This window comes from Streptosporangium sp. NPDC002607 (genome assembly GCF_053592655.1).
The window spans coordinates 79,568-91,516 of sequence record NZ_JBSFWD010000018.1 but is presented as its reverse complement, the minus strand read 5'-3'; the positions used below and the strand labels follow the sequence as shown (position 1 = coordinate 91,516).

Sequence of the window (11,949 nt, the reverse complement as noted above, 5' to 3'; positions counted from 1 at the left end):
TCATGGGCTCCATCGTGCTCGTCGTGCGCCTGGTGCTGGCCGACGTGCGCCGGCACAAGGTCCAGGCCGCGATGCTTCTGCTCGCGGTCACCGTGGCAACCGCCACCCTGGCGTTGGGCCTGTCCCTGCGCGGCGTGAGCGACGCGCTGTACGAGCAGACCCGCGCGGCCACCGCCGGGCCGGACGTGGTGGCGCTCTCCCCCGCCTCCGGCCCGGCCGTGACCCCGGCTCTGGCCTCGCTGGCGGACGATCCCGAAGCAGTCGCCCACCATGGCCCCTATCGCATCGTCTACGCCGACCTGACCGCGCGCGATTCCACCTCGTCCTCAGTGGTGGTGCAGGGCTTCGCCGAGACGCCCGGCGCGGTCAACCGGCCGCTGGTGACCTCGGGTCGTTGGGTACGCTCCGGCGGCACGGTCCTCGAACGCGGTTTCGCCACCGCGCTGGGCGTCGGCGTCGGCGACCGCGTCATCATCGCCGGCCGGTCGTACCCCGTCGTCGGGATCGCTGTCACCGCGGCCACCTCCATCTACCCCTGGGCGGCGCAGATCGGCCCGTACGGCGGGGGGAGCGACTACAGCGGCCTGGCCTGGATGACCCGATCGGATGCCCGGACACTGGCATCGTCCCAAGATCTCCCGGTGACCATGGCCCTGGACCTCAAGCTGCGCGACCCCGCCGCCACCGAGGCCTTCCGCGACGCACACCGCGACTCCACCATCTGGATCAACTTCCGCTCCTGGCAGTTCACCGCCGAACAGGACATGGTCATCCTCAAGGACAGCCAGCCGATCCTGGTCGTCGGCAGCTGGCTGCTCAGTTTCCTGGCCATCGCCGGAGTGGCGGCGCTGGCCGCGGGACGCGCCGTCGAGCAGACGCGCCGGGCCGGGCTGCTCAAGGCCGTCGGCGCCGCCCCGGGTCTGATCGCCGCCGTCCTGCTCACCGAGTACCTGGCGCTGGCGCTGGTCGGCGACGCGCTGGGGCTGGTGATCGCCCGCCTGGCCGTGCCCGCCATCGCCAGCCCCACCGCCAGCCGGATCGGCGACGCGGTCGGGGTGACCGCCGCCACCGTCGCGGCGGCGACCGTCCTCGCCGTGGCGGTGGCGGTGCTGTCCACGCTGCGTCCCACGCTGCGGGCCAGTCGTACGGCGACCGTCACGGCGCTGACCGCCACCGCGCACCAGCCCCGTCACCGACCCTGGCTCACCGCGCTGTCCGCGCTGCTGCCCACGCCGCTGCTGCTCGGGCTGCGGCTGACCGCCCGCCGGCCGGGCCGCGCCGTGCTGCAGGCGTGCTCCACCGCCACCACGGTGATCGCGATCGTCGCCCTGCTGACCCTCTACGCCCAGCAGGAGAGGGGCTACGGCCTGGATGGCTCCTCCGTCCTGCCCAACCTGCGCGGCGAGCACGACCGCCGGCTGATGCTCGCCGTCACCATCCTGCTGATCGCACTCGCCGTCGTGAACACCATCACGCTCACCTGGACCACTGCCATGGAGGCCCGGGCGAACATGGCCATCGCACGTACGCTCGGCGCCACCCCCGGGCAGATCACCGCGGGACTGTCCACCGCCCAGCTCCTGCCCGCGCTGGCCGGCGCCATCATCGGCGTCCCTCTGGGCATCGGCCTGCTCTCGCTCTTCGCCGCCAGGAATGCGACGGAACCCCCCTCCTCCTGGCTGCTCGGCGCCGCACTCGCGACTCTCCTGGCGACGGCGGCACTCACCGCCCTGCCCGCACGCCTGGCGGCCCGCCGACCCGTGGCACAGACCCTCAGCGCCGAAACAGCGTGACCGGCCCCGCTCAGCAGGCGTCGGCGGCAGCGGCGCTCAGCGGCCGGCACAGTCCCGCGTTCTGACAGCAGCGTCACCGCGGCCGGCTAGGCGGGCCGGTTCTGCTGCTTTCGCAAGGCCGCCATGGCCGCGCCCACGATGCCCGCCTCGTTCTGGAGAGCCGCGGGGACGATCGGGGTACGTATCTTGATCCGGGGCAGGAACCTGTCGGCCTTCTTGCTGATGCCTCCGCCGATGACGAACAGCGAGGGAGAGAAAAGCACCTCAAGGTGTTCGAGATACTCGGTCACCCGGTCGGCCCACTCGTCCCAGCCGAGGTCGTGTGCCTCTCGCGCGTGGGCGGAGGCATGCTTCTCCGCCTCCTTGCCCCTGATCTCCAGGTGGCCGAGCTCGGTGTTGGGCACCAGACGGCCGTCCATGAGCAGGGCACTGCCGATCCCGGTGCCGAAGGTCAGCAGCATGACCACCCCCGATCTGCCCTTGGCCGCCCCTGCCCCCACCTCGGCCAGGCCCGCCGCGTCGGCGTCGTTGAGCACCGTCGTCGGCAGGCCGGTCTCCACGGAGAACAGCTCTCGCACGTTCGTGCCGATCCAGTCCTTGTCCACGTTCGCGGCCGAGCCGGCGACCCCGTCGACCACGACTCCAGGAAAGGTCACACCCACCGGCCCGTCCCAGTCGAAGTGCCGGACGATCCGCACCACCACTTCGGCCACCGCTCTGGGCTTGGCGGGCTTCGGTGTGGGAATGCGCAACCGCTCTCGCGTCAGCCGTCCCGTGGTGACGTCCACCGGCGCACCCTTGATTCCCGACCCGCCGATGTCGATTCCCAGCGCTTCCATGTGCCTACCTCCTGCCGGTTCCCCTTCCCCCTGATAGGCAGCTGATACTCGTTTGCAGATGGCGGTCAACCCGGTTGAAAGCAGCCCAACTCAGACTGTGGGCATCGCAGCCGGAAAGGAACCCCTCCCATGACGATCGCCCGTTCCCTGACAGCACTCGCCCTCGCCGCCGCTCTCATATCGATCGCCCCGGTGGCCGCCCAGGCCTCGACCGGCCCCACCGAGGACACGACGGCCGCGCAGAGCGCCACCCAGGGCACCATTCAGTGGGGCGTCCGGTACGCTCCCGGCCGGAAGGCCAAGACACACGGCTCGCTGACGGTCACCGGCGAGGACCACGCCGACATCCCGGCCGCCGCGACGGGCCGGATCTCCGGCAAGGTCTACGACCTGACCAAGGGGCCCTCCTGCGGCTGGGCGGTCTTCCGCCTCACCTACCGGACCGCGGACGGGAACCTGCCGTTCAAGCACCACAGTGTCGTCGACTGCTCGTACGGCACTCCGAAGTCGTTCTCGTTCACCCAGCGCGACCTCTACGAGGTCGAGCTGAAGGTCTGCTCGGAGGCCAAGGCTTCCAAGCCCTCGCTGAACTGCCTGTACGAGGGCACCTGGAAGGTCCTCTACGTCTCGAAGTGACCGACGGCCGGAGCCGCCCTCCCCGGTGAGAGCGTCAGCTCACCGGGGAGGCGGCCCGGCGCCTGCGGCGCACCATGAATCCGAGTGCCGTCGCGGGCAGCACGACCAGTCCCGCGATCAGCCCCGCCATGGGCAGGTAGTCCTGGTCGGGCGTGACAGGCGGGCCCGTGCCCGTCGCGGGGAAGGTGATGGTGGCGGTGACCGCCCGTTTCACCATGCCGCTCATCAGGGTCAGCTTCGCCTTCCAGGGCCCTGCCGGCACCTGCGGGTCCAGGGTCACGATCACCGGAGCGGCGGCCCCCGGAAGCAGCGTGACTCCCAGGTCGGCGGGGAAGGGCCCGGTCTGCAGGCCACTCGGTCCGTCCGACAGCGCCAGCGTCCCGCTCATGTCCAGCGTCCGCTCACCGGTGTTACGGACCAGTGCCGCCACCTGCGGGCTGCCGTCCGTGCCGCGCTTGGGGGTCAGATTCTCGACCCGGAAGTCCGAAGGCGGGTCGCCACCGTTCCCGACGTCGAGGTAGACGCGGATCCCGACACGATTGATGACGCGCACGGGGTTGGTGACGTCGGGTTCGGCCACGCTCTCCGCCCAGACGACGCCGTACCGCTCGCCGCGCGAGGCGGCGGGCGGCACTGTGATCTTTACCTGCGCGACCTCCTTGCCGCCCGGTGCCACGTCGATCGAGGGGCGGTCGAGTGATATCCAGCTCGCCAGCTCGTTCTGGACCTGTCCCGGCGGCGCGCTGAAAGTGTTCCGCACGATGTCGGCACTGGCCGGATACAGGCGGATGTGCTGGGTCCTCTTGGAGGTGTTGGAAACCTCCAGTTTTCGCCGGATGGTGGTGCCCGGATGGAGATGGTCGACGATGTAGGAGAGCGCGCGCGGGTCGTTGCGGTGGCTGACCGGCGCCTCAAGGAGGCGGATGCCGATCGTGCCCCGGGGGTCGGTGGTGACCGGGCTCGCGCCGGCCGCGCCGGAGAACAGCGCGGCCAGCAGCGTCGGTATGAACGCTCCAGCGAGCCGGTTACGCCACCTGATGTGTCACCGTCCCGCTGTAGGCGCCCAGCTCGGCCGTGATGGGGACGTTGACGATCAACGTGGGGTTCCAGGTGGCCGTGCTACCGCCGGTGCCCCCCGTGTGGCCGAAGGCCGTCACGGCGGTCTCCGTCGTACCGGTCAGCGTGACGGCGTCGCCTGCCGTGAGCTGGCCGGGGGTGAAGGTGCCGCCGCCGGTGGTGGCGGTCGCCGGGCCGGACCAGTACTGCACCGCGGCGAAGGGAACGGTCAGGTCGTCGACGGTGAAGTCCGTCGCGAACACCGACGCGGTCCAGAGCGAGGTGGCCCCGCCGCGGGTGTCGGAGACCGACACCGGGCCGATCTGCCCGGTGACCGTGCCAGCGGGAGCGGCGGAGCCGATGTTGGTCGGACCGGCCGGCGCGGTGATGTCCAGGCTTCCCGCCGTCACGGTGAACGTGACGATGGTGTCGGCGCTGGGGGCCGCCACCGCCGGCGCCGCCAGGATGAACAGCAAGGCGCCCGCCCCCGCCGAGGTGAGTGCGGCGAATCTCTTACGCAAGGTCTCTTCCTTCCGAATGACGGAGTCTTCGGGGGGATGAGCAAGTAATGGATCTTCCACACCCGCTGCGATCACCTTAAGAGATCAGTAACTACGCAGCGTGACCAAAACGGTAAAAGGGCGGCCCGTAGATGGCTCAGTAACGACCAAAGTGCCGGACAAGCCCCACGACGTCCCAGAGTGAGCACATCGCCCGCCGATGGACTGACCGGCGGCGGAGGCCAACACCTGAGCTGCAAATTTCAGGAATTCTTGAACACTAAATCCCTGTTTTAAAGCATGTTTCCGCAATGCTTTAACGCAAATAAGGAAGTCAGCGACAAGCGACTGTGGGAACAGCGAGTTCCCTCAGCGTTTCACCGGGCCGGTCGAGGCCCTGACCACCAGTTCGGGCTCGAACAGCAGCTCGTCGGCCGGGACCAGCGCCTTGTCGATCTGGGCCGCGAGGAGGTCGACGACCGCGCGCCCCATCGCGTCGATCGGCTGGCGCAGCGTCGTCAGCGGCGGGTCCGTGCAGTTCATCAGCGCGGAGTCGTCATAGCCGATCACCGAGACGTCTCCGGGCACGGAGAGCCCCGCCCTGCGGGCCGCCCTGATCGCCCCCAGGGCCATCACGTCGCTGGCGCAGATGACGCCGGTCACGCCCTTGCGGATCAGCCGCGCGGTCGCCGCGTGCCCGCCTTCCAGGGAGAACATGGTGTGCTCCACGAACTCCGGGTCGAGCCCCGCCGCGTCCAGCTTGCGCCGCGAGGGCACGTGATCGGGGGGGCCGAGCACCATGCCGATCCGCTCGTGGCCCAGCGACCGCAGATGGCCCAGCGCCATCTCGGCGGCGGCCACGTCGTCGCAGGAGACCTGCGGGAAGGCGAGATGCGCGACGGCGGCGTTCACCAGCACGGTCGGCAGGCGCCGCTCCCGCAGCAGCTCGTAGTGCTCGTGCGAGGCGTCCGCCTGGGCGAACAGACCTCCGGCGAACACCACACCCGACACCTGCTGCTGGAGCAGCAGGTCGACGTACTCCGCCTCGGAGACGCCGCCCAGCGTGCGGGTGCACAACACGGAGGTGAACCCCTGCTGGGCCAGCGCCCCGCCGACCACCTCGGCGAAAGCGGGGAAGATGGGATTCTGCAGCTCGGGGAGGACGAGCCCGACCAGCCTCGCCCTGTCACCCCGCAGCTGGGTCGGCCGCTCGTAGCCGAGCACGTCGAGCGCGGTGAGAACGGCCTCGCGGGTCGCCTCGGACACCCCGGGCTTCCCGTTGAGCACGCGGCTGACCGTCGCCTCGCTCATCCCGACCTTCTTGGCCACTTCTGCAAGCCGTCGCGTCATGATGAAACTATAAGGCAAGGGAAGCAATTACTTGCGTAAACTTGCGAAAGTTACGTCAAGAGTCAAGGTGCCGGTAGCCGTCCCGTTCAGCTCTCGGTGATCCGACCGGCGTCGACGTGGATGCGCCGGGTGGTGTGCACCGCGTCCAGCATCCGGCGGTCGTGGGTGACCAGCAGCAGCGTACCGGGATAGGAGGCGAGCGCGGACTCCAGCTGTTCGATCGCGGCCAGATCCAGGTGGTTGGTCGGCTCGTCGAGCACGAGCAGGTTCACCCCGCGCGCCTGGAGCAGCGCCAGCGCCGCCCTGGTCCGCTCCCCCGGCGACAGGGTGACGGCCGGGCGCGGCACATGCGCGGCGCGCAGCCCGAACTTGGCCAGCAGCGTACGGACGTCGGCGGGGGCCATGTCGGGCACGGCGGCCCCGAAGGCGTCCACCAGGGGCTCGTCTCCGAGGAACAGCCCGCGTGCCTGGTCCACCTCGCCGACGACCACGCCGGGACCGAGTGAGGCACCTCCCTCCTGAAGCGGGATCCGGCCCAGGAGCGCGGCGAGCAGCGTGGACTTGCCCGAGCCGTTGGCACCGGTGACCGCCACCCGGTCGGCCCAGCCGATCTGCAGGTTCACCGGGCCGAGAGCGAACGCGCCGCGCCGGACCACGGCCTCGCGCAGCGTCGCGACGACGGCTCCGGAGCGGGGGGCGACCGCGATCTCCATCCGGAGCTCCCACTCCTTGCGGGGCTCCTCGACCTCCTCCAGCCGCTCGATCATCCGCTCGGTCTGGCGGGCCTTCGCGGCCTGCTTCTCGGTCGTCTCGGCACGGAGGTTACGGCCGATCTTGTCATTGTCCGTCGCCTTGCGCCGCGCGTTCCTGACGCCCTTCTCCATCCAGGCACGCTGGATCCCGGCGCGCTGCTTGAGGGCCGCGACGGTGCCGGCGTACTCCTCGTACTCGTCGCGAGCGTGCCGGCGGGCGACCTCACGCTCGGCGAGGTACGCCTCGTAGCCGCCGCCGTGCAGGCGGATCAACCGCTGGACGAGATCGAGTTCGACGACCCGGTTCACGGTCCTGGCCAGGAACTCGCGGTCGTGGCTGACCAGGACGGTCCCGGCGCGCAGACCGGTGACGAAGCGTTCGAGCCGCTCCAGCCCCTCCAGGTCGAGATCGTTGGTGGGCTCGTCCAGCAGGAAGACGTCGTAGCGGCTGAGTAGCAGGGAGGCCATGCCCGCCCGCGCCGCCTGCCCCCCGGAGAGCGCCGTCATCGGCCGGTCGAGCTCCACGGCGAGGCCGAGTTCGGCGACCACCTCCCCCGCGCGATCCTCCAGGTCGGCACCGCCCAGGGCCAGCCAGCGCTCCAGACCCGCGGCGTACTCGTCGTCGGCCCCCGGACGGCCCTCGACCAGCCCCTGGGTCGCGGCGTCCAGCGCGCGCTGCGCGGCGGCCACCCCGGTGCGGCGGGCCAGGAAGTCCGCGACCGTCTCGTCCGCCCGGCGCTCGCGCTCCTGCGGCAGGTAGCCGACCGACGCCGAGGGCGGGCTGAGCCGTACGGCGCCGTGCTCGGGAGGCAGCAGCCCGGCGAGGATCCGCATCAGGGTGGACTTCCCCGCGCCGTTCACCCCGACCAGGCCGACGACGTCGCCTGGGGCGACCACCAGGTCGAGCCCGGTGAAAAGCGCTCGGTCGCCGTGTCCGGCGGCCAGATCCTTGGCGACGATGGTGGCACTCATGCGTAAACGTTATCCGCCCTCGGCGGCCGCGACGTCATGTCCGATATGTCCGATTTAGTGTCGGGCCACCCCGAGCGGGCACCGCGCGCCACCCCGGCCCTTATTCCCGGCAAATCGGACATATCTCTTTTTGTGGAAAAAACTTTTCTGACGGCGGCGACCGGCCATTGACCTGCCCATTCCCGCAGAGAAACATTACCTTACGGAGACTTAAAGCTACTTTTTTTGGGGCTTTGGGCAACATCACTTACTTCTGAGCCGTCTTATGGGGAGGAGACGGTCACTCCCGACCGCCTCCGCCAACGGGGAGAAAAGGAAATAATCTTGATGAAACGAATCGCCATCGGCCTGCTGTCCGCAGCCGTGAGCGGCTCGCTGCTCATGTCCGCCGGAACGGCCTACGCGGAGCGAGCCGCCCTCAGTGTGCGCATCGACAGCGTCAACCCCAATCCGGTCGTCGTGCAGGGTGACGACGACACGAGGGTCACCATCGAGGTCCGCACCACCGAGGCCGAGCGCGTCGAACTGCGCCTCAAGCCGGTCTCCGACCAGCTGCGCACCCAGGACGCGCGCGAGCCCCGGATCTTCCACCAGGGCGACCTGTGGCGTTTCACGACCAGCTTCGACGCCTCCGACTTCGAGGGCCGCTGGGTCGCCATCGCCGACGCGTACGACAAGGACGGCAAGAAGGTCACCGACGAGGTCAACTTCTCCGTCAAGCACGAGAAGAAGGAGAAGGCCGAGACCCGCGTCTACCAGTTCTCCGCCAGTCCCGAGTCCGTCCGCAAGGGCCGCTGGGTCTACTTCACCGGTCGCCTCCAGGTCAACGACCACCGCTGGAAGGACGTGCGGGGCGAGGAGGTGGAGATCTACTTCCGCAAGCGCGGCTCCAGTGCCTGGAAGTTCGTGACCTCCGCCGACACCGGCTGGAAGGGCACGTTCCGCGCCAAGGCCCGCGCCACCAAGAGCGGTGAGTACCGCGCGATCTTCGACGGGACCGACGACCTCTCCGAGAGCAGGAGCCGGTCCGACCGGGTACGCGTGTACAACTACTACCGCCGGTAGTCCCGCCTGACGGCAGCCGACGCGGAGGCCCGGGGCGACCCGGGCCTCCGCCGTCGTCTCCTGACGGTGATGGCCCGGCCCGTGGTCTGTGAGTGGTGTCACCGGTTGATCCCCCACCTCCTGGGCAGGTGAGCGGGCACGACGACCGGAGGGAAGCCGCCCGGTAGCGGCGCCGACCGGCGGCCGCGACCGTGCCGGAACCGTGGAACGGCTCCGGCCCACGGTCACGGCAGGTGACGTGAACCTGTGACGGTTCCGATCAGCGGTCGCGGCGGGTGACGAGACGGGCGAGTGCGGCCAGCTCGGCGGCGGGCCGGGGCAGCGCGCCTGCGGCCCCCAGGTGACGCAGGGCCCGCGCGAGCAGCTCATCGGCCTCCAGCTGGGTCCAGGCCCGCCCACCCGCGGCCTCGACGAGCTCGGCCGCGCGGACCAGGTCGGTGCCGGAGAGCGGCCGCTCCCGGTGGTAGAGACCGGCCAGCTCATGACCGGCAGGGGTGCCCGAGGTCAGGGCGGCGACGACCGGGATGGACTTCTTCCGGCTACGCAGATCCGAGTGGGTTGGCTTGCCTGTCACCTCGGGATCTCCCCAGATGCCCAGCAGGTCGTCGACGAGCTGGAACGCCAGCCCCAGGTCCCTGCCGAAGGCGGTGAAGTGCTCGACCTGCTCTGGACCGCCACCCCCGAACAGGGCGCCGAGCCCGCAGGCGCACCCCAGCAGGGCGCCGGTCTTGCCGGCCGCCATGCCCAGGCACTCGGCCGGCCCGACGTCGTGACGTTCCTCGAACGCGACGTCCGCGCTCTGGCCCTCAAGCAGTTCCTGAACCGCGGTGCCGAAGACCCGGGTCGCCTCGGCGGTGATCGCGTGCCCGCCGGTCGCGAGCACGTCGAAGGCCAGCGTCAGCAGCGCGTCACCGGCCAGGATGGCCGGGCTGACACCGAAGACGGCCCAGGCCGTGGGACGGTGGCGGCGGGTCCGGTCACCGTCCATCACGTCGTCGTGCAACAGGGAGAAGTCATGCACCAGCTCGACCGCCGCCGCCGGTCGAAGCGCCAGGGCCGCGGCACCCCCGACGGCCTCGGCCGACAGCAGGGCCAGCGCGGGACGGAGCGCCTTGCCCCCACCGGTCGCGGACGACCGGCCCTGCTCGTCCCACCAGCCGAAGTGATAACCGGCGATGCGCCTCATCGGGGCCGACAGCCTGTCGATCGCCGGACGCAGGGTCGCCTCGACCATGTTCCGGCTCCAGATCAGCACCTCGTCCGCGGACCGCCCGTCCGTCCTCATCTCAGTGGTCGTCATCCTTGCTCTTCCTAACTCGGCCGTTCCAAGAAGCGATGCGGCCAGCACGGCCGAGGTGCCGGGCCCGGGCGGGCCCGCGGGAAACGCGTCCGTCAGGACCGGAGACTCCGGCCTCAGTGGCCGATCTCGACGTCTTCCAGGATGCCGAGCGCGTCGGGCACCAGGACGGCCGCGGAGTAGTAGGCGCTGACCAGGTAGGAGATGATCGCCTTCTCGCTGATGCCCATGAACCGGACCGACAGGCTGGGCTGGTACTCGTCGGGGATGCCGGTCTGGTGCAGGCCGATGACGCCCTGGTTGTCCTCGCCGACGCGCAGGGCCAGGATCGACGTGGTGCGGGTGCCGGTGATGGGGATCTTGCTGCAGGAGAAGATGGGGACGCCACGCCAGGCGGGCACCCCGCTACCGCCGACGTCGACGCCCTGCGGGTAGAGCCCGCGCGCGTTGCACTCGCGGCCGAAGGCGGCGATGGCATGCGGGTGTGCCAGGAAGAAGCTCGTGCTCCGGCGGCGGCTGAGCAGCTCGTCGAGGTCGTCGGGGGTGGGCGGCCCGCTGCGGGTGTGAATCCGCTGCTTGAGGTCGGCGTTGTGCAGCAGCCCGAACTCGCGGTTGTTGATCAGCTCGTGCTCCTGCCGCTCGCGCAACACCTCGATCGTCAGCCGGAGCTGCTGCTCGACCTGGTCCATCGGGTCGTTGTAGAGGTCGGCCACCCGGCTGTGCACCCGCAGGACCGTCTGCGCGACGCTCAGCTGGTACTCGCGCGGGCTGAGCTCGTAGTCGACGAACGTGCCCGGCAGGTCGGCCTCTCCCGCATGCCCGGCGGCCACCTCGACGGCGGCCTCGCCGTACTTGTTCTGCGGCCCGCTGGTGGCGGTCTCCCGCCGCCGCAGATGGGCCTGGAGCTCCTCGGAACGCTCGGCCAGCTCCAGGAACGCGTGCCGGGGCAGGACCATCGCCGTGCCGCTGGTGACCGCCCTCGCGGTGAACGACCACTCGCCGTCCGTGCCGACCAGCGTCTCGTCGCCGAAGTGGTCACCCGCGGCCAGCACCGTCAGCACGATCTCGTCGCCGTACGGCCCGGTGCCGACCTTGTTGACCTTGCCGTGCGCGATGAGCACCACCTCGTCGGCCGGCTGCCCCGACTCCGCGAGCACGTCGCCGGCCCGGAACTCCCGCTGGACGAACCGGCCCGCCAGCGCGTCGAGGGTGTCGGAGTCGTCGAACCCGCGCAGCAGGGGCAGCTCGCACAGCTCGGCGGGGATGACCGCCACCTGCGATCCGGCATTGGTGAAGCTCACCCGCCCGTCGCCGATCGTGTAGGTCAGCCTCCGGTTGACGCGGTAGGTGCCGCCCGACACCTGCGTCCAGGGAAGCATCCGCAGCAGCCACCGCGAGGTGATCTCCTGCATCTGGGGAGTCGACTTGGTCGTCGTCGCCAGGTTACGCGCGGCGTCCGTACTCAGACTCAGCTGCGACCGGCCAGCCTCGAACTCCGTCACAACACACACCACCGATCCGTGCTCGTACCAACAGGGGAAGCGAAGACATGAATCAACCAGGAGGAAACGTCAGTCAACCGCGACAGAAACGGCAAAATACTGACCTCCCGATGCGCGGATCCGAATTCGACCCGCCATCATGGACGCCTCAATTTTGGGTTGCCCTTAAATATATTGTCAAGCATTG

At 70.0% G+C, this 11,949-nt stretch carries 10 protein-coding genes; 3 read left to right on the top strand and 7 right to left on the bottom strand.

What is annotated here, in order from left to right:
* Positions 1-2: 2 nt before the first annotated feature.
* A complete protein-coding gene (locus ACWD3H_RS21530; protein WP_451956229.1) occupies positions 3-1,793 on the top strand; it encodes an FtsX-like permease family protein in 1,791 nt (596 codons plus the stop codon).
* An 86-nt stretch (positions 1,794-1,879) separates the two neighbouring features.
* Here ACWD3H_RS21530 and ppgK read toward each other — a convergent pair whose 3' ends face one another.
* Positions 1,880-2,632, bottom strand: coding sequence for a polyphosphate--glucose phosphotransferase (gene ppgK / locus ACWD3H_RS21525; RefSeq protein ID WP_451956228.1), 753 nt, complete (start codon positions 2,630-2,632; stop codon positions 1,880-1,882).
* A 129-nt stretch (positions 2,633-2,761) separates the two neighbouring features.
* Here ppgK and ACWD3H_RS21520 point away from each other — a divergent pair, with 129 nt between their 5' ends.
* Positions 2,762-3,268, top strand: coding sequence for a hypothetical protein (locus ACWD3H_RS21520; RefSeq protein ID WP_451956227.1), 507 nt, complete (start codon positions 2,762-2,764; stop codon positions 3,266-3,268).
* A 34-nt stretch (positions 3,269-3,302) separates the two neighbouring features.
* Here the strand turns inward: ACWD3H_RS21520 and ACWD3H_RS21515 are convergent, their stop codons facing one another.
* The 4 genes from ACWD3H_RS21515 to ACWD3H_RS21500 all read right to left on the bottom strand — a co-directional run bounded on the left by ACWD3H_RS21515 (position 3,303) and on the right by ACWD3H_RS21500 (position 7,898).
* Positions 3,303-4,028: a hypothetical protein gene (locus ACWD3H_RS21515; RefSeq protein WP_451956226.1), complete on the bottom strand. Its 726-nt coding sequence runs from the start codon at positions 4,026-4,028 to the stop codon at positions 3,303-3,305.
* A gap of 265 nt (positions 4,029-4,293) precedes the next feature.
* Complete coding sequence (locus ACWD3H_RS21510; RefSeq protein WP_355556647.1) at positions 4,294-4,845, bottom strand: hypothetical protein; 552 nt, start codon at positions 4,843-4,845, stop codon at positions 4,294-4,296.
* A 348-nt stretch (positions 4,846-5,193) separates the two neighbouring features.
* Positions 5,194-6,174 (bottom strand): LacI family DNA-binding transcriptional regulator, encoded by a 981-nt coding sequence (locus ACWD3H_RS21505; RefSeq protein ID WP_030918816.1) that lies wholly within the window; start codon positions 6,172-6,174, stop codon positions 5,194-5,196.
* 86 nt (positions 6,175-6,260) lie between these two features.
* Positions 6,261-7,898 carry an ABC-F family ATP-binding cassette domain-containing protein gene (locus ACWD3H_RS21500; RefSeq protein ID WP_451956225.1) on the bottom strand — a complete coding sequence of 546 codons (1,638 nt, stop codon included), beginning with the start codon at positions 7,896-7,898 and terminating at the stop codon, positions 6,261-6,263.
* Positions 7,899-8,225: 327 nt separating this feature from the next.
* On the opposite strand from ACWD3H_RS21500, the gene ACWD3H_RS21495 reads away from it, so the two are divergent.
* Positions 8,226-8,963, top strand: coding sequence for a hypothetical protein (locus tag ACWD3H_RS21495; protein WP_451956224.1), 738 nt, complete (start codon positions 8,226-8,228; stop codon positions 8,961-8,963).
* A 259-nt stretch (positions 8,964-9,222) separates the two neighbouring features.
* Here the strand turns inward: ACWD3H_RS21495 and ACWD3H_RS21490 are convergent, their stop codons facing one another.
* Positions 9,223-10,263 (bottom strand): family 2 encapsulin nanocompartment cargo protein polyprenyl transferase, encoded by a 1,041-nt coding sequence (locus ACWD3H_RS21490; protein WP_451956223.1) that lies wholly within the window; start codon positions 10,261-10,263, stop codon positions 9,223-9,225.
* 113 nt (positions 10,264-10,376) lie between these two features.
* The gene (locus ACWD3H_RS21485) at positions 10,377-11,762 is read right to left on the bottom strand and encodes a family 2B encapsulin nanocompartment shell protein (RefSeq protein WP_350923524.1); all 1,386 of its coding nucleotides are present in this window, start codon (positions 11,760-11,762) and stop codon (positions 10,377-10,379) included.
* Positions 11,763-11,949: the final 187 nt, after the last annotated feature.

Excerpts from the sequence above, each read along its gene's own strand:
- ACWD3H_RS21530 (WP_451956229.1), top strand. The coding sequence starts at position 3 with ATGGGCTCCATCGTGCTCGTCGTGCGCCTGGTGCTGGCCGACGTGCGC.
- ppgK (WP_451956228.1), bottom strand. The coding sequence starts at position 2,632 with ATGGAAGCGCTGGGAATCGACATCGGCGGGTCGGGAATCAAGGGTGCG.
- ACWD3H_RS21520 (WP_451956227.1), top strand. The coding sequence starts at position 2,762 with ATGACGATCGCCCGTTCCCTGACAGCACTCGCCCTCGCCGCCGCTCTC.
- ACWD3H_RS21505 (WP_030918816.1), bottom strand. The coding sequence starts at position 6,174 with ATGACGCGACGGCTTGCAGAAGTGGCCAAGAAGGTCGGGATGAGCGAG.
- ACWD3H_RS21500 (WP_451956225.1), bottom strand. The coding sequence starts at position 7,898 with ATGAGTGCCACCATCGTCGCCAAGGATCTGGCCGCCGGACACGGCGAC.
- ACWD3H_RS21495 (WP_451956224.1), top strand. The coding sequence starts at position 8,226 with ATGAAACGAATCGCCATCGGCCTGCTGTCCGCAGCCGTGAGCGGCTCG.
- ACWD3H_RS21490 (WP_451956223.1), bottom strand. The coding sequence starts at position 10,263 with ATGACGACCACTGAGATGAGGACGGACGGGCGGTCCGCGGACGAGGTG.